The organism is Paraburkholderia flava (assembly GCF_004359985.1).
GTDB classification, from domain to species: domain Bacteria; phylum Pseudomonadota; class Gammaproteobacteria; order Burkholderiales; family Burkholderiaceae; genus Paraburkholderia; species Paraburkholderia flava.
In genome coordinates, this window is the sequence record NZ_SMRO01000001.1 from 398663 (window position 1) to 415566 (window position 16904).

Annotated in this window: 14 protein-coding genes, 1 pseudogene and 1 riboswitch; of the genes and pseudogenes, 11 read left to right on the forward strand and 4 right to left on the reverse strand. The window is 64.1% G+C overall.

From position 1 onward, the window contains the following. Positions 1-89: 89 nt before the first annotated feature. A riboswitch (cobalamin riboswitch) is annotated at positions 90-266 on the reverse strand. An 87-nt stretch (positions 267-353) separates the two neighbouring features. The 3 genes from cbiE (at position 354) to cobM (ending at position 3140) form a co-directional block, all read left to right on the forward strand. Next, entirely contained in the window at positions 354-1598 is a 1245-nt protein-coding gene (gene cbiE / locus E1748_RS01705; RefSeq protein WP_133645425.1) for a precorrin-6y C5,15-methyltransferase (decarboxylating) subunit CbiE, read from the forward strand. Then, positions 1595-2317: a cobalt-precorrin-6A reductase gene (locus tag E1748_RS01710; RefSeq protein WP_133645426.1), complete on the forward strand. Its 723-nt coding sequence runs from the start codon at positions 1595-1597 to the stop codon at positions 2315-2317. Before cbiE ends, E1748_RS01710 begins: the two co-directional genes overlap by 4 nt. A 70-nt stretch (positions 2318-2387) precedes the next feature. Further along, positions 2388-3140 carry a precorrin-4 C(11)-methyltransferase gene (gene cobM, locus E1748_RS01715; protein WP_133645427.1) on the forward strand — a complete coding sequence of 251 codons (753 nt, stop codon included), beginning with the start codon at positions 2388-2390 and terminating at the stop codon, positions 3138-3140. 74 nt (positions 3141-3214) lie between these two features. Here the strand turns inward: cobM and E1748_RS01720 are convergent, their stop codons facing one another. Both E1748_RS01720 and E1748_RS01725 read right to left on the reverse strand, forming a co-directional pair. Beyond that, positions 3215-4699, reverse strand: coding sequence for a sodium:solute symporter family protein (locus E1748_RS01720; RefSeq protein ID WP_133645428.1), 1485 nt, complete (start codon positions 4697-4699; stop codon positions 3215-3217). Beyond that, positions 4696-4908: a DUF3311 domain-containing protein gene (locus E1748_RS01725; RefSeq protein ID WP_133645429.1), complete on the reverse strand. Its 213-nt coding sequence runs from the start codon at positions 4906-4908 to the stop codon at positions 4696-4698. Before E1748_RS01725 ends, E1748_RS01720 begins: the two co-directional genes overlap by 4 nt. Before the next feature lie 297 nt (positions 4909-5205). Here E1748_RS01725 and E1748_RS01730 point away from each other — a divergent pair, with 297 nt between their 5' ends. From E1748_RS01730 to E1748_RS01745, 4 genes are all read left to right on the forward strand, one after another. After that, the gene (locus E1748_RS01730; RefSeq protein ID WP_133645430.1) at positions 5206-5877 is read left to right on the forward strand and encodes a MarC family protein; all 672 of its coding nucleotides are present in this window, start codon (positions 5206-5208) and stop codon (positions 5875-5877) included. 51 nt (positions 5878-5928) lie between these two features. Further along, positions 5929-6762: a class II glutamine amidotransferase gene (locus E1748_RS01735; protein ID WP_133645431.1), complete on the forward strand. Its 834-nt coding sequence runs from the start codon at positions 5929-5931 to the stop codon at positions 6760-6762. 772 nt (positions 6763-7534) lie between these two features. Next, entirely contained in the window at positions 7535-8998 is a 1464-nt protein-coding gene (locus E1748_RS01740) for a hypothetical protein (protein ID WP_133645432.1), read from the forward strand. 372 nt (positions 8999-9370) lie between these two features. Continuing rightward, on the forward strand, positions 9371-10018 hold the full coding sequence (locus tag E1748_RS01745) for a hypothetical protein (protein ID WP_133645433.1): 648 nt from the start codon (positions 9371-9373) through the stop codon (positions 10016-10018). Between the two features lie 178 nt (positions 10019-10196). Here E1748_RS01745 and E1748_RS01750 read toward each other — a convergent pair. Together E1748_RS01750 and E1748_RS01755 are read right to left on the reverse strand one after the other, a co-directional pair. Continuing rightward, positions 10197-11450 (reverse strand): annotated as a pseudogene (locus tag E1748_RS01750) (MFS transporter); the annotation flags it as partial. Then, positions 11447-12889, reverse strand: a complete 1443-nt coding sequence (locus E1748_RS01755; RefSeq protein ID WP_133645435.1) for a M20 family metallopeptidase — start codon at positions 12887-12889, stop codon at positions 11447-11449. The gene E1748_RS01755 and the pseudogene E1748_RS01750, both read right to left, overlap by 4 nt. 139 nt (positions 12890-13028) lie before the next feature. On the opposite strand from E1748_RS01755, the gene E1748_RS01760 reads away from it, so the two are divergent. The 4 genes from E1748_RS01760 (at position 13029) to E1748_RS01775 (ending at position 16903) form a co-directional block, all read left to right on the forward strand. Continuing rightward, a complete protein-coding gene (locus tag E1748_RS01760) occupies positions 13029-13928 on the forward strand; it encodes a LysR family transcriptional regulator (protein WP_133645436.1) in 900 nt (299 codons plus the stop codon). 436 nt (positions 13929-14364) lie between these two features. After that, entirely contained in the window at positions 14365-14781 is a 417-nt protein-coding gene (locus E1748_RS01765) for a DUF3304 domain-containing protein (RefSeq protein WP_240766240.1), read from the forward strand. 23 nt (positions 14782-14804) lie between these two features. Beyond that, complete coding sequence (locus tag E1748_RS01770) at positions 14805-15260, forward strand: DUF3304 domain-containing protein (RefSeq protein WP_133645438.1); 456 nt, start codon at positions 14805-14807, stop codon at positions 15258-15260. Between the two features lie 23 nt (positions 15261-15283). Then, positions 15284-16903 (forward strand): T6SS phospholipase effector Tle1-like catalytic domain-containing protein, encoded by a 1620-nt coding sequence (locus tag E1748_RS01775; protein ID WP_133645439.1) that lies wholly within the window; start codon positions 15284-15286, stop codon positions 16901-16903. Position 16904 lies beyond the last annotated feature (1 nt).

Here is a 16904-nt window from a genome sequence, read left to right on the forward strand (position 1 = left end):
GCGATTACCGGTTTAGCGTCGCGCGACGGCCCGGTGTTGCCTCGACAGGAAGCAACGCGGCATCGGTACACCCCGCCCGATGATGGCTGGCACGAACAGTGTTGCCGGCAGGTTTCCTGGCTTGCAGGTCGTGGTCCGCGCGTGCCTTCCCGAATGAATCAGTGGCGTGTGGAGCGCGGACTCGCTGCATACAGTTGCGGGGGCAGCCACAGTGTCGCTGTGTTCCCTTTTAGGCCCCGAAGGGCACCGGCGAGGCTGTATTATGCCTTCTTTCTCCGGCGCTTCGATCGCATGCGCAGCACGCATGCGTCGGCACGCAGCCGGAACTGAAACGACATGATGAGGATGGCGGGATGCCTGCGTGGCTGACCATAGTAGGCATCGGCGAAGATGGCTTCGCGGGATTGGGCCGCACCGCGCGGCGCGCGCTGCTCGATGCGTCGGTGGTAATCGGCGGCGAACGGCATCTTGCGATGCTGCCCGCACGCTTGCACGCACGACGTGAACCGTGGCCGCATCCGTTCGATCTTGCACCGCTGCTCGCGCGGCGTCCCGAACCGGTCTGCGTGCTGGCGAGCGGCGACCCGATGCTGTTCGGCGTCGGCGCGACGCTTGCCCGCGCGCTGCCCGCCGACGAACTGCACGTGCTGCCCGCGCCGTCGTCGCTGTCGCTCGCGGCGGCCCGCGCGGGCTGGCCGCTGCAGGACGTGACGATGCTGTCGCTGGTGGGCCGGCCGATTGCGGCGCTGCATGCGCATCTGCACGACGGTGCACGTCTGCTGGTGCTCGGTGGCGATGCGACGGCGCCGTCGGCGCTCGCTACGCTGCTCGTCGAACGCGGCTTCGGCGCGACGCGGATGATCGTCTTCGAACATCTGGGCGGACCGCTCGAACACCGCATCGATACGCGTGCTGACGCATGGCACGCCGATCCTTCGGCATGGTCCCCGGCCGCGCTGAATCTCGTCGCACTCGACTGCCGCGCGGGTCTCGACGCGCAACCGCTGCCGCTCACACCCGGACTCCCCGACGAAGCGTTCGCCAACGACGGCCAGTTGACGAAGCGCGATGTCCGCGCCATTGCGCTCGCGCATCTCGCGCCGCTTCCTGGCGAACTGCTGTGGGACGTCGGTGCGGGCGCGGGCTCGATCGGTATCGAATGGATGCGATCGCATCGCACGTGTCGCGCGATTGCGATCGAAGCGCATCCGCAGCGTCAGGCGTTCATCGCGCAGAACCGCGATGCGCTCGGTGTACCTGGTTTGCAACTGGTCGCCGGCACCGCGCCCGATGCGCTCGCTTCACTGCCGGTGCCTGACGCGATTTTTATCGGCGGTGGCGTGACCGCGTCCGGTGTGCTCGACACATGCTGGACCGCGCTGCGTCCCGGCGGCCGGCTCGTTGCGAACGCGGTGACGGTGCAGGGCGAAGCGAAGCTGGTCGCGTGGCGCGAACGCCATGGCGGCACGTTGACGCGCATCGCGCTGTCGACCGCACAACCGCTCGGCGGCTTCGACGCATGGCGTCCCGCGTTGCCGGTCACGTTGCTCGATTGCCGCAAGCCTGTCGACACGGCAGCACCGTCAGGCGATCGATGATGCGCATCCTGCTGCTCGGCGGCACCGGCGACGCGCTGCGGATCGCGCGCACTCTGAAGACACCGCACGTGTACAGCCTCGCAGGACTCGGCAAGGTGCCGGACGACCTTGCATGCACGGTGCGTGTAGGCGGCTTCGGTGGTGTCGACGGTCTCGCTCGCTATCTGGTCGACGAGCGGATCGGTCTGCTGGTCGACGCGACGCATCCTTACGCCGCGCGCATCAGCGCTAACGCGGCCGCAGCGAGCCGCATCGCGAATGTGCGGTACTGGGCGCTGCATCGCGCCGCATGGCAACCGCAACCCGGCGACGACTGGCGTTTCGCCGACGACTGGCAAGGCCTCGTCGCGTTGCTCGCACCGTTTTCCCGACCACTCTTCACGCTGGGCCGCGAACCGCTCGCGCATCTCGGCGACATTCCGTCGCATCAGCAGTGGCTGGTCCGCTGTCTCGATGCACATCCGGGCACGCAACGTGCTCATGTACTCGACGCTCGCGGTCCTTTCACGCACGACGGCGAACGCGCATTGTTCGACGCGCATGCAATCGATGTCGTTATCAGCAAGAATAGCGGCGGCAGCGCGACCGTTGCAAAGCTCGACGTCGCGCGCGAGCGGGGTGTGCCGGTGTTGATGCTGCGGCGTCCCTCACTCCCCGCCGCGGACCGTGCATTCGACAACGACGCCGCGCTGCTGCACGCATTGCACGATTCCGGTTGACGCGCGTTCGCGCGCGTCGTCGTCCGGGCTGCCTGCGTGTCCATTCATCCTTCTCATTACGGAGCATGGCATGACGGTGTTTTTTGTCGGCGCGGGGCCGGGCGACCCCGAACTGATCACGGTGAAAGGGCAGCGTCTGGTACGACGCTGTCCGGTGATTCTCTATGCAGGGTCGCTGGTGCCGGCCGAGGTACTCGAAGGCAACACGGCTGAACGCATCGTGAACACCGCCGACCTCGATCTCGACGAGATCATCGCGCTGCTCGCGCAGGCGGACCGCGACGGACACGACGTCGCGCGCGTCCATTCGGGCGATCCGTCGTTGTATGGAGCGATCGGCGAACAGATGCGGCGGCTTGCCGAACTCGGCATCGCATACGAGATCGTGCCGGGCGTCACCGCGACCGCGGCGTGCGCCGCCGCACTCGGCTGCGAACTGACGTTGCCGGACATTTCGCAGACGGTGATCCTCACGCGTTTCGCCAGCAAGACGACGATGCCTCCGGGCGAACAGCTCGGCGATCTCGCGCGGCATCGTGCGACGATGGCGATTCACCTCGGCGTGCGCCATCTTGCGACGATCGTCGATGAATTGATGCCGCACTACGGTGCAACGTGCCCCGTGGCGATCGTGTATCGCGCGAGCTGGCCCGACGAGGCGCGCGTGATGGGCACGCTCGCGGACATCGTCGCGAAGGTGCGTGCGACCGACATCGAACGGACTGCGCTGATTCTGGTGGGACGCGTGCTGGGTGCGGAGACGTTTGGCGAATCGACGCTGTACGCGAAGGAGGGCACGCGCGGAGGCGACACGCGGCACTAGCCGCGAGAGAGCTAAAAGCAGAAGCGGAAGCGGCAACATGCCGCTTCCGTTCGCTTCACACCATCACACGTCGTTCAACGCACCGGTGTCTGCGCCGACGTTTCACCGGGCTGCACATGCGGCTGCGTCATCGCACTCACCACAACGAACACGATCACGTTCAACGCGAGCGCGAGAAAGCCGATGTTCACGTCCTTCAACGCGTCGGGCAGGAACGGCATCAATTGCGCGACGCTCAGGTGCATCAGCGTGGTCGCCGCGACCACCGCCACCCCGACGATGATGCCGCAGAACGCCCCCTGTTTCGTCGCGCGATTGCGTTGCGCGAGACTGCAGACCAGCGCGGGAAACAGCTGCGTGACGAAGTTGTAGCCCATCAGCAGCAGCGCGACGATCGTGTCGCCACCATGCAGCGTGAACGCGACCGCAACCAGCGCGACGACCGGCACCAGCAGACGCGCGAGCTTCGTCACGGCCGCATCGGACGCCTGCCGTTGTATCCCGCCGCGGTAGATGTCGTTCGCGATCAGCGTCGACGCTGCCGTGAGAATCATCGAGCCGGGCACGAGCGCCGTGAGCACACCGGCCGCGCCGATCACGCCGACGAACCACGGGTCGAAAGTCTGGATCGACAGACGGAACAGCGACAGGTCGATGTCGCCGCCCTTCAGGCCGGGCACCTTCAGCGTCGCGGCGAAGCCGACGAAAAACACGAACAGCAGGATCAACTGGTACAGCGGCAGCATCGCCGCGTTGCGCCGGAACACGCGTTCGCTCTTCGCGGTGAAAATCGAGCCGAACGTATGCGGCCACATGAAGAAGCCGAGCGCGGTGAGCAGCACCGTCGACTGGAACCAGACCACGCTCGAGCCCTTCGCGGGGAAGGTCAGGAAGTCGGGCCGCGCGACCTCGATTGCGCGGAACATGTCGGACACGCCGCCGTAATAGTGGATCGGCAGATAGATGCCGAGGAACAGCACGATCGCGAGAATCAGCGTGTCCTTCACCACGGAGTTCCACGCCGAGCCGCGCACGCCCGACACGATCACGTAGATCGTGACGACGACCGCGCCGATCCAGATCGCAGCACTCGACGAAATCGCGCCGTACGAAGCGGTCGCGACGATGATGCCGAGTCCCTTCAGCTGCAGCACGAGGTACGGAATCAGCGCGGCGACGCCGACCACCGCGACCAGCACGCCGAGCGCAGGGCTGTCGTACTTGCGCATGAAGAAGTGCGACTGCGACACGAGCCGCTGCGCTTTTGCGTAGCGCCACACCGGTGGCAGCATCCAGTACGACAGGATGTACGCGAGCGTGCCGTACGCGAGGATGTAGTAGACCGGCGCACCCTTGCCGTACGCAAAGCCGCTGCCGCCGAGGAACGTGAAGGTCGTATAGATTTCGCCGGCCATCAGCAGGAACACGAACGCGGTGCCGAAGCTGCGGCCGCCGACTGCCCATTGCTCCAGGTTCATGTCATGACCCCGGCGCGCCCGTATGCCGAGGTACAGCGCGAACAGCGTGACGGCGGCGATCAGAACGAGAGCGCTGCTCATGATCGGACCTCCGTCTCGTCAGCGGGCGCGCGGTTCACCGGATCGAGCCGGAACACGACCGTCATGATCACCGCGCTCAGCACGACCCACAGAACGATCCATGCAAGCACCAGCGGCATGCCGAGCACCAGCGGCTCGACACGGTTGACGAACGGGACGCCGAGCAGGATGCCGATGAACGGCAGCGCGGCGAGCACACGAAGGAACATGGGACGACTCCTCTAACCGGGGTTGAACGTCGTGTGGAACAGCGGAGCTTCGGCTCCGACTGTATGCCGGATAGCTCGACGCCGTAAAGGTCGTCAAAAATAAGCAGGCCGGTTGAAAGACGATGCAACGATGTGCGCGTGCGGCATGCGTTGCTGCGCGCACGTAGGTGATCTTCGCGGTGCGTTGCGGTTACACTGATCGCCGGTCGCGCTGCGCGTCGTGCTGCGGCGCAAGAAAAATCCGGGCCACTCGCATCGAGCACGCGACGGCTAGCCTGAATAAAACCCGACACCGCCATGATCGACAGTCTCGTTTCCGACATCCTGTTCGGCTTCACCGGGCTCATCAGCATCATCAATCCGGTCGGCGTCGCATTCGTTTTTCTCGACCGCACCGAATCGCTCGACAGCGCGGAGCGCACCGCGCTCGCGAAGCGCGTGTCGATCAACGCGTTTTTTGTGCTGCTCGTGGCGTTCTTCGTCGGGACGCCGATCCTGCATTTCTTCGGGATTTCGATGGAGGCGCTGCGGATCGGCGGCGGTCTCGCGGTGGCGGTCAGCGGCTGGAACATGCTCAATGCACCCGATCGTCGGCCCAACGAAGAAGCGGTGAAGCAGGTCAGCCCCGACGAAGCGAAATCGCGTGCATTTTTTCCGCTGACCATTCCGCTTACCACTGGCCCCGGCACGATCGCGACCGCGATCGCGCTGAACGCGAACCGCACGCACAAGCTGTCCGAGTTTCTGATGTCGGCGATCGCGTCGGTGACGATCAGCGTGCTGGTGGTGATCGCGATCTATCTGACGTACAGCCGCGCGGAGGTTTTTGCGCGCTATCTCGGCACCGAAGGGACCAAGGTCGCGTTGCGCGTGTCGGCGTTCCTGCTGCTGTGCATCGGCGTGCAGATTATCCTGACCGGCGTGTCGCAGTTTCTCGCGCCGCTCGCGGGTGTGCATGCTGCCAACTGAAATTGCCACCGCGCATTTTCAACGCGCAGTGGGACTGAACGGAGACCGACCATGTGCCGCTGGCTTGCCTACACAGGGAACCCGATCCAGCTCGAAACGGTACTGTTTCGCGCGCAGCATTCGCTGATCGACCAGAGCCTGCACGCGCGCCTCGGCGCGACGACGACCAATGGCGATGGCTTCGGCGTCGGCTGGTACGGTCATCCGACCGATCCGCCGTTCCGCTATCGCTGCGTGCAGCCTGCGTGGAGCGACCGCAATCTGCGCGAAGCGGCCCGCGCGGTGCGCGCGGGCCGCTTCGTCGCGCACATCCGCGCGGCCACCGATACGCCGGTGCAGGAAACCAACTGCCATCCGTTCCGTTACGGCCACTGGATGTTCGTGCACAACGGTTCGATCCGCAATTTTCCGGCGGTGCGACGCGATCTGATGATGGCGGTCGCGCCGGATCTGTTCATGGGCATGGAAGGGTCGACCGATTCGGAACTGATGTTCTTTCTCGCGCTGACGTTCGGGCTCGAACGCGATCCGGTTGCCGCGCTTGAACGGATGGTCGGACTCGTCGAGGAAACGGGGCGACGTTACGGCGTCGAGCATCCGCTGAACATGACCGTGTGCGCGATGAACGGCGAGCAGATCGTCGCGGTCCGCTATTCGAGCGAACGCGATTCGCGCTCGCTGTTTCACAGCACGTCGTTCAAGCATCTGCACGAGCTTTATCCGGACGATCCACGTATCAAGGCGGTCGGCGACGATGCTTACCTGGTGCTGTCGGAACCGCTGGTCGATCTGCCGGGCGTGTGGGAGGAGGTGCCCGAAGCGACGGCGATCGTCGCGCGTGGTACCGATATTCGGCAGAGTGTGTTTGTGCCGCAGGCGGGGTGACGGGTTTTCGCGTGCTGTCTGCGCGGCCGGTCGCGATCAGCCGACCATGGGCGGAATTCGTCATGGTTCGCTGCTGTGGCGAACCGCCTGTGTCAAACCCAGACACCCTCTCCACCGCACTCCAGCACCGCACACTTGTGCGAATCCGCCGCAATGCCAGTGCCGGTTTCTGAGCAATCTGCTCTTCTGCGAGCGGCTTACCCCAATCCGCCAACGTGACAGCACCGCTTGCCGTCAAAGATGGCTTTATTTCGTACAGCGATACAGCGCTGCTACGCAAACGAAGCCAGATCTTCGGATGTAAGAGGCGCTCTCCCGCGCAGCGCCGCTAAGCTGGGTGAATTCCAGTCGATGAATCCGCGCGATCGCGAGATCAGCGACACAGGCTGCATGTCACGTCTCCGCTCGATGCGACAGGCTAGCCCACAGCTATCTCGCGGTCGCCTCGCTTGCCTGCTCGCTGGGGCTGCACGCAAATGCGAGCACCCCCCGGTTACTTCATTGCAAAGCACACCCAACAGGAATCACGTACATGCGACTAACCGACTCCGCGCCGACGCCTCCCTCCATCGGTGATTCCTCTCCTTTGCCAGGTGACACCGCGCCGCGTGGCACAGATGAGTCGCGCGCGCCCAAGCGCGGAGCCGTCAGTACCGCTGAAAACGCGTTTCCTGGATTGACCGGCAAGCGCCGCCGTACTGAGAGCGGCAATGGGGTTGCCGGCAACGCCGCCGAAGGATCAACCCCGCGTCAACAGACTCGCGTGGCCTTGATGCCGGCGAGCGCAAACTTCGCGCCTCATTCCGCGCGTGGCCTCGATCTTCACATCGTCGGGCGGACTGGTTCAGCGGGCATTCAGGCGCCTGACCTCGATCATGCACCGCTTCGTCTCGGTGGCCTCGTGCGCACGATAGCGGATTTCACCGAGGATCCCGAGTTCAAGCGCAGCGAAGGCGCTTCGACGCAGCCGGCCCGCTACCTGAGGGATAACGCGACGCAGACGCTGTATCGCTGCAAGCTTAACGAGAACCGCCCGCGGAATACGTTCAGCGACGTGGTGATGCCGCAGATGATGGTGCATGCATACGGATTCGACGATGTGCCGCAGCCGGTCTTCCTCGTCGACAACGACAATCGCCTCGGGAAGGGGAGTGATGCAGTATGGGTCGCGTCACCGATGGTCTCCGGCTTCAAGGACTGGGGACCGTTTCTCGTCGAGTCAGGTGCCCGCCACGTCGAGCCTCACAATCGCGATGCTTACGCCGCGCATCTTCGCGATCATGCCGACGCGTCCCGTAGCGCACAGGAACTGCGCAAGACGCCGGACATCGCCGGGCTGATGACGCGTTTTCCGAAAGGCGGATTCGACAAGCTGGATCAATCCGGGCACGAGACCTTGCAGCCGCTGCGCGATCGATCGCGTGACGCACTGCAGAGACAGGACCGGATGCTCGAACTGCTGCCGGACGAATTCAATCGCGCGCTCGCCTCTGCTTTCTACCTGGGCGAGGTCCCCGGCAACTGGGACCTCGCCAACCACGAGCGCGCGAACACCGGATTCGTGATCGACGATGAGGGTGTCCACGCGCCGACCGTCGACTGGGGTAACACGGCGCCGGTTGCGGGCTTCGGCGGCAACCTCAAGCGCGACAGCCAGCGCGCGGCGAACCAGCCGGCGCGCGTTGATGAGCCCTATGCACGAGTTCCCGACGCGCTGACGCCCAGCGGCTACATGCAGGATTTCCTGCGCGACGACGATCTGAAATACGAAAACCCATCGAAGACTTTCGGCGCTATTGGCGGAATACCGCGTGCCGCTGTGCTGGGCGGACTTCAACGACCTGTGATCGAGTCCGAACGGGAGTTCGAACCCGCATCCAGAACTCGCCATGACGCGCCTGACGCCGCGCTTGCGGTCGCGTGGCAACTGTCCCGTGCGCCGGGCACCCGCGTCGAGCGCGTTGTCGAGCAAATCTTCGCGCTGGCGACGGGCGAGAATCTTCCGGCATCCGTCACGCAACTTTTCTCGGAGAAAACGACGGGCTACGCGAATGCCGGGGCATTCGCGAAAGCACAGAACGATCGGACAAAGGCGCTTATCGCACGCGCGAAGGAAGGGCGTCAGCTGGAACGATGGGTCGAGAAAAACCCCGAACGCGCTGCGGAAATCTCCCAGCGTGTTGCCCGTGCACTGCGTGGCGAACCGAAAGATCCTCGCGACGCGCTGCGTGCGTGAACCGGCGGTGGCAATGTCAAGTCAGGTGCGGCACCCCTGTTAGCGGAGCTATTCGGGCAAATCTTCGCCTGAAAGAAATCGGGAGATTTAAAAATGGCGGGGCAACGCATCGGCAGTGATTATTCCAGCGGATGGAGCGACGTCCGACCGGAAACGGGTACCTCTAACAGGGATAGAAACGACATTCGCCGCCGCTCGACGACGACGGAAACATCGCCATACTTGACAGAAGAAAGCGCGTGGCGCCAGGACCTCCCGGCGTTGCCGAGGCTGCGCCGCCCGACATCGACGCAGACACGGCAGGCTTACCCGTCAATTCATAACAGACCCGCGCGTGCCGAAGGAGCCGGACCCACCCGCCGGACAAGTGCGATGGGCGCCCCCGCGGCCCCCACTGTTTTTCAGCTGCTCAGCGACAATGCGATTCCGGCTCATACGCGAGCAGAAGCAACGTTGGAGGGTTTCTCCAGTTTGGAAACAGCCGCATTGACGAAACTTGTAGACGAAATCATCGATGCTCTCGGCCCGATTTTCCCGCCTGGGCACAACGACCTTTTGATCACCCGGAAATCTCTTCCGCGGGCTTTGGCGCAAACCGTCTGCTACGGAAAAGAAGCGACTATCGAACTGAATCTGGACGCGCATCTCGCCCCCGGGAGAACAACGCTCGACGCGCACGCCTGCGCCAGGATTGCACAGACGTTGACGCATGAGATCGTTCTTCATACGCGCAAGGAATTTCAGGAATATTTTTCAGCAAAGAGAATTTCGCGGATCGGCGGCGGAGTGGAGGGCCATAGAGATGCATGCACCCCTCACACACGCGACGAATATTTCGAGGCGAGCTACCTCGTATCCAGGCGTTTGCCCGCAGAATCCAGACCGGTTTTTGCGTCGGAATGGCGTGATGAAATTAACGGGCTTGCGCGCGACCCGGAAACAAAACTGTCGTTGTCACATGCGGAGTCGGCAGAGCTTGAGCAATGGATCGTGGCACGCCACCGTCAGTTGGAGAAATAGCACTGTGTCGATCGTGGGCGGGATTCGTCGTTGTCCGTCGCTTCGGTGAATAACGAATCCGCGGCCACTCGTCAGGAGCGCCGCGTTCGCCGTGCTACAGCGCTGCACGACTTTGCGGGTCGGTCGCTATCCCGGCAGTCTTCGCCTGATCCGCGCGAACGTGCGCCGCAACACCACGACGACGTCTCGACGCGCTGCGTGCCACACCCGCCAGCGCGACAAGACTCACCGTCGCCGTGAACATCAGATAGAAACCGGGCGCACTGCGATTGCCGGTCGCGCTCAACAGCCAGACGGTGATCGCCGGCGTGAAGCCGCCGAAGACAGTCACGCCGATGTTGTAGCCGATCGACATGCCCGTCGCGCGCGTCGCGACCGGAAAGAGTTCGGCCATCAGCGCAGGCAACGCACCGAAATAGATCGACTTCAGCAACGCAAGCCAGCCGACGAGCGCGAACAGCGAGACGATCGACACATGGTTGACCGCATATGAAAACGCCGGGTAGGCGGTGACGAGACACAGCACCGCGGTAATCGCCATCTGCTTGAGCCGACCGATACGGTCGGACAGATGACCGGCGAGCGGCGTCACGAGCGTCAGCACGAGACCGGCGAACGTACTCGCAGCGAAGCCGGTCGATGCATCGAGATGCAGTTCGCGGATCGAATAGGTCGGTACGTATTGCAGCAGATAGTTCACCGACGTCGACACCGTCAGCGCGCCGATCGCCGCGAGCACCATCCATTTCTGCGTCGCGAACACGTCGCGGATCGGCGTCGCGGTGCGGGTCGCTTCGTTGAAATCGGGCGCGTCTTCGAGGAAGCGACGCAGATACAGGCCGGCGGGCCCGATCAGCAAGCCGAAGAAAAACGGAATGCGCCAGCCCCACGCAGCCAGTTCATGCGGCGACAGCAGCTTCGCGAGCGCATAGCCCGACCCCGATGCGAGCAGCGTCGCGCAGCCTTGCGTCGCGAACTGCCAGCTCGCGATAAAGCCGCGCCGGTGCGGCGCATGTTCGATCAGCATCGCTGTGGACGCGCCGAACTCACCACCCGCCGAGAACCCCTGGATCAGTCGCGCGGCAAACACGCCGAGTGGCGCCGCGAGACCGATCGTCGCGTAGGTCGGAATCACCGCGATGATCGCGGTGCCGACCATCATCAGCGTGACGCTCAGCACGAGCGCGGCCTTGCGCCCACGCCGGTCCGCATAGGCGCCGAGCACCATCCCGCCGAGCGGTCGCACCAGGTACGACGCGCCGAACGAGCCGAACGTGAGCAGCATCGATGCGGTGTCGTTGGCGGCCGGGAAGAAATTCTTCGCGATGTAGATCGCGAAGAACCCGTAGATCGCGATATCGAACCATTCGAGCGCGTTACCGATCGACGTCGCGAAGACAATTCGGGTGAGGCTGGGCGGGCTTGTTTTCATGACGCCTCCGATGCATTCGCGACTACACGACGTGTCGCGACGATGCCCGCCGCTGCATCGCCGAGGTCCCACCACAGACCCGCCATTACCCCGAGCGCCTCGCGTGCGACCGAGCCGAGCAGGTGCTCGTTCGGTGCATGCTGCGCACACGCGGGGTACGAATGCGGCACCCACAGCGTGGGCAGATTCAGCGTGCCGGCGAACGCGTCGTTCGGCACGGTGCCGCCGAGATTCGGCAGCAGCGCCGGCTCCTTGCCGGTCGTCGCGCGCATCGACGCGAGCGCCCAGGTCACCCACGGATCGTCGAGATCGAGCCGCGTCGCCGCGCTGCCCGCCGACACCGTGACGCGCACGTCGTCGAATCCGAGTCGCGCGAAGTGCGCTTCGAGGTGATGCGCGGTCTGTTCCCAATCGGTCCCGACGACGAAGCGCAACTGACACACCGCTTTCGCCGACGGCGGAATCGCATTGACCGGTGCGTCCGCATTGCCCGACTTGAACGCGAGCACTTCGAGCGCGTTCCATGCGATCACGCGCTCGGTCGGCGTCAGACCGGGTTCGCCCCACGTGGGATCGATCGCGGGCGACTGCTCGTCGCGGCCGAGTTCGATATCGGCCAGTGCACGCCTTACCGCAGCGGAAACGGGAGGCGGCCGCAAGCCATCGACGACGATGCGCCCGTTACGATCGACGAGGCTCGAGATCGCATGCGCCAGCACGACGGCTGGATTGCGCAGCACGCCGCCCCAGTTGCCGGAGTGATGGCCGCCGTCACGCAGATTGATCGACAGTTCGAACAGCACCGCGCCGCGCGAACCGAGGAACAGCGTCGGTCGTTCGGCGGATACGCGCGGCCCGTCGCTGGCGAGAAACAGATCGGCGGCGAGCGCATCGCTTTCCGTTTCGCACAGCGCATGCAGACCCGGCGAGCTGACTTCCTCGCTGGTTTCGAACAGCACTTTCACGTTGTAGCCGAGCCGGCCGTCGCGCGCGTGCAGCACGGCGGCGAGCGCGGCGAAGTTGATCGAGTGCTGGCCTTTGTTGTCGGCGGTGCCGCGACCGTACCAGCGATCGCCTTCGACGACGATCTCCCATGGCTTTAGTCCCGCGCGCCACTGGTCGTCGTAGCCGCGCACGACGTCGCCGTGGCCATAGGTAAGAACCGTCGGCAGATCCGCGCCTTCATGGCGTTCCGCGAACAGCAGCGGGCCGCCTTTCGGATCGGGATTTGCGACGAGCCGCGTTGTGAAGCCGAGCGGCCGTAGTGCCGGCGCGATTTCGTCGGTCAGATACGCGTGCAGCGCGTCCGCGCGGGATGGATTCTGACTCTCGGTCTTGCACGCGACGCGGCGCTTGAGTTGTTCGAGCAGCGCGCCCGAATCGAAAACGTCAAACGCCGCATCGATGGCTGCGGCACGGGTGCTCGGGCTTGCGGTCAAGGCGATCTCTCCAGACTGCTTGCGGGGATGCAAGGTTGCGAAGCAGTCTAGAAAGGCCAATAATTCGCGACAATTTCAATCTTTGCGGATCGCGTTGCCGAAATGGCAAAGCGGCAACGCATCGTCGACGAGACAATTCATGTTGCACGGCATCGCGTTGCGCTATTTCGTCGAAGTCGCCCGGACGGGCTCGCTGGCGGCGGCGTCGGAGAATCTGCACGTCGCTGTGTCTGCCCTTAGCCGGCAGATCGCGAAGCTCGAACAGGAGGTCGGCACGCCGCTGTTCGAACGTCTGCCGCGCGGCATGGTGCTGACCGAATCCGGCGAGCTGCTCGCGCAGCATGCGCGGCGTGCGCTGATGGATGCCGATACCGTGCTCGCCGACATTTCGGCGGCGCATGCGCTAGGCGGCGGCATGGTGCGGATCGGTTGTACCGAGGGCTTCACGCGTTATTTTCTGCCGGCTCTGCTTGCCGCGTTTCATACAGAGAATCCACTGACACGCTTCGTGTTGCGTTCGGGCACACCCGCTCAGGTCGAGCACTGGGTGGAGATCGGCGACGTCGATCTCGGTCTTTCGTTTTCCACGGCGACGTCGACGTCCGTCAGCGTCGAGTTCACCGATAGCGCGCCGGTCTGTGCGCTGCTGCGTCCCAATCATCCGCTAGCGGATAAGGCGCGCTTGACGCTCGATGATCTGCTCGCTTATCCGCTCGCGGTACTCGAACGCGGGACGACGGTGCGTCAGTTGATCGACTGGTGCTGTTCGGCGCGCGGCCGTCATTTCGAACCGATATTGACGAGCAACAACTCCAGCGCGATGCATCACTTCGCTGCACTCACCGGCACGATCACGCTCGGGAGCCGTATTGCACTGAAGGGCATGCAGAACGAGTCTTCGCTGCTCGCGAAAGAGATCGACGAGCCGTTGTTACAGCAGCGGCAGTTGCAGGTGACGACGATGAAGGATCGGCGGTTGCCGACTATTGTCGAGCGGTTTTTGGTGAAGCTGAAGGAGGCGTTGAGCGAGACGGGGTGACGAGTGTGGCTGTCCTGGCGGCCGCTGATAGAGGGTTGCGGGTAGACCGGCACATGGCAGCGCTAGCGGTCCGTCTCATGACATGTTTTGCAAACCGGCAGTGTGTGGAACAGGGCGCTACCCTATTGCCAGGAACAGATAACGATAGAAGCGCGCTTTGCAAGCGCGTCAATTTTTCGGGGATTCAGTCCGTCAGCGGGATCAGCCCGCCAGGTAGATCCTGGGCCGACGAATCTCAACGAGTCGTCAGATTCAGATTTGTCTTATAGACCGCGCGGCGGTCATGCTGTCATGGTGGCGAGCTCCTGTAATCCACTCTTGCCATTTAATGTTCGCGCCGCATTCGAAACCGTCCGGAAAGACGTTCGCCCGATACATTGCGCTGACAGTCTGCTCACGATTCGCCTCGACTCGGACAACTGCGCTTGCCGCGTGCGTGCTGTTCGCGCTGTCTGCTTGCGCGGGCAGTTCGCTACTACCCGACGATCCGCTCGCGAGCGACCATCCGCTGTGGATGGTCCCGATCGACAAGACCGACCGCGGGGCCGTCAACATGGCCGTCGAGAAGTACGGGATGGGTGGCGCCTATCCACATAGCGGCGGTGGCGCCGCAGCCTGCTGCTACCCCGGCCCCAGGGACTGGAGCAAGCCTGTCACGGTTCACTGGGAGTGGGACACGGTGGTCGATCTAAGGACCACGGTGGCGCCTCCAACCGAACCGCATTCAATTGTTGTGCACTTCCCGCCAGGTGGACCCGCGAAGGATGACCGCTACCTGTGCCTCATCCTGCGCGACCGCAATACGGCTGAACTTGCGTTCTCACGTGTCGCCTCTCACTGCGCCACCAAATAACCCGCTACGATAAGGAATTCGGCATGACCGCCTCGCTTCGTACCGTTGCTCTTGCTGCGTACGCGTTACTCGTGCTGTCCGCCTGCGAGGGCCGTTCGTTACTGCCCGACGATTCGCTCGCGAGCGACCATCCCTTGTGGATGGTTCCCGTCAATCATATCGACCGCTGGGCGGTCAACATGGCGGTTGACCGATACGGGATGGGAGGGGCGCCTCCAAACGGTGGTGGCGGCGCCGCAGCGTGCTGCTACCCCGGCCCCAGGGACTGGAGCAAGCCTGTCACGGTTCACTGGGAGTGGGACACGGTGGTCGATCTCAGGACAAAGGTGGCGCCTCCAACCGAACCGCATTCAATGGTGACGCATTTCCCGCCGGGTGGACCCGCGAAGGATGAGGACTACCTGTGCCTGATCCTGCGCGATAACGATACGGCAGAGCTGGCGTTCGCGCGAAGCCGCACTCGCTGCGCAAACAAATAACCCGCAACGATAAGGAATCCAGCATGACTGTACGTCAGGCTGACGCGCCCGTGAGCGATGCCGAACTGGACCGCGCCGCTGCACGCGGAATGAGCCGGCGGTTTGCCGACGAATGGCCCAGCGATCCCAAGGTCCGCATGCAGTGCCGCCTTTACCCGAAGCTCAGCTTCTTCTTCGACGGCACAGGCAACAACCTGTACCAGGAACTGGAGAAACCGGAACATGAGCAGGCGCTGTCGAACGTGGCGAAGCTCTATCTGGCCGCGATCGACGATCGTGTTGGACAAGGCGCCACGCCAACCTACATCTCCGGGGTCGGCACGCCGTTCCGGGTTCCGAGGCGTGCACCCGGATACTTCACCGAACTGCTGCGCGATGATCGCGGCGGGAACACGGGGTTGGGCCTGGGCGTCGGAGGACAGACCCGGATCGACGCGGCCATCGCCGCATTCGAAATAATCCTCGGCGAGGACTGGAGCCCGGAAGCGCGGCAGCACATGCCGTTCATCAGCCTCTCGGTGTTGGGGTTCTCGCGCGGCGCGACCGAGGCCCGCGCGTTCGTGCGGAAACTGCTCTCGCGGTGCGTCGACAAGGACGGGCAACGGTGCTGGATCGGGAAAGATCTGCGGCGCATTCCGCTGCGCATCACGTTCATGGGTCTGTTCGATACGGTGGCGTCGGTGGGCGGACCCACCCTCCATCTGGACTGGGGGGCCGAACTGGCGATTCCGCCCGAGGTCGAGCAGTGCGTGCATTACGTTGCCGCGCACGAGGTTCGTGAGGCCTTTCCGCTGGATTCGGTGCGCGTGGACCGGAGCTATCTGGCCAACTGCGAGGAAGTCGTCTATCCCGGCGTGCACGCCGATGTGGGCGGCGGCTATGCGCCGGACGAACAGGGGCGCAGCAACCTCCTGTCGCGAATTCCGTTGCGTGACATGTATGCGGAAGCGCTTGCGGCCGGTGTGCCGCTGCTGTCGCTGGATCGATTGCCTGCACAGTGGCACCGCCACTTCCTCCTCGCAGACGACGAGCCCATAGTGAAGCAATACCAGGACTACATGGCCAGCCTGCCTCTCGCGGAGCCCACAGTCGAAGCGCTGATCCAGGCCCACCGGCGCCTGCTATTCCAGTGGCGAGGCGGCCTTGCCCGACGGGGCGCCGACAGCCGCGTCCTCGGACAGCTATACGGCATGCGTGGCGTGTCCGCGGCAGCCTGCCAGGTCGTGGCGGCGGCCACCACCCGGGATCATCCTGAGTGTGACCCGGCGGAGTGGACGTATGCCGTCCCGCCGAGCCCCGAGAAGCAGGCGGTCCAGTTACTCGGTGAGCAGCGCAGACTGGAGCAACGTATTGCTTTCCTGCGCAATCCCGTCGAAGGCCGGCAGGGCAATCGCGACTGGCCGCCTCCGGAGCCGCGCAAGCGCACAGCGTATGAAGATCTCATCCTGTCGGCGTGGGACGTGCCCACTGCGGTGCCGCCTGCGGTCGATGGGCTGCTGGCCGGCAATGTGCATGACTCGGTCGCCCACTTCACGTCGTGGCCGTGCGCCCTGTACGACCCACGTGGTATCTATTGCGATCAGGTTCGGTACTACGCTGCGAGGCCGTGGCTCGGACCTCGCCCGGAAGTCATGACCGGATGAG

Coding starts and splice junctions, on each gene's coding strand:
- cbiE (WP_133645425.1), top strand. CDS start 354: ATGCCTGCGTGGCTGACCATAGTAGGCATCGGCGAAGATGGCTTCGCG.
- E1748_RS01710 (WP_133645426.1), top strand. CDS start 1,595: ATGATGCGCATCCTGCTGCTCGGCGGCACCGGCGACGCGCTGCGGATC.
- cobM (WP_133645427.1), top strand. CDS start 2,388: ATGACGGTGTTTTTTGTCGGCGCGGGGCCGGGCGACCCCGAACTGATC.
- E1748_RS01720 (WP_133645428.1), bottom strand. CDS start 4,699: ATGAGCAGCGCTCTCGTTCTGATCGCCGCCGTCACGCTGTTCGCGCTG.
- E1748_RS01725 (WP_133645429.1), bottom strand. CDS start 4,908: ATGTTCCTTCGTGTGCTCGCCGCGCTGCCGTTCATCGGCATCCTGCTC.
- E1748_RS01730 (WP_133645430.1), top strand. CDS start 5,206: ATGATCGACAGTCTCGTTTCCGACATCCTGTTCGGCTTCACCGGGCTC.
- E1748_RS01735 (WP_133645431.1), top strand. CDS start 5,929: ATGTGCCGCTGGCTTGCCTACACAGGGAACCCGATCCAGCTCGAAACG.
- E1748_RS01740 (WP_133645432.1), top strand. CDS start 7,535: ATGCCGGCGAGCGCAAACTTCGCGCCTCATTCCGCGCGTGGCCTCGAT.
- E1748_RS01745 (WP_133645433.1), top strand. CDS start 9,371: ATGGGCGCCCCCGCGGCCCCCACTGTTTTTCAGCTGCTCAGCGACAAT.
- E1748_RS01760 (WP_133645436.1), top strand. CDS start 13,029: ATGTTGCACGGCATCGCGTTGCGCTATTTCGTCGAAGTCGCCCGGACG.
- E1748_RS01770 (WP_133645438.1), top strand. CDS start 14,805: ATGACCGCCTCGCTTCGTACCGTTGCTCTTGCTGCGTACGCGTTACTC.
- E1748_RS01775 (WP_133645439.1), top strand. CDS start 15,284: ATGACTGTACGTCAGGCTGACGCGCCCGTGAGCGATGCCGAACTGGAC.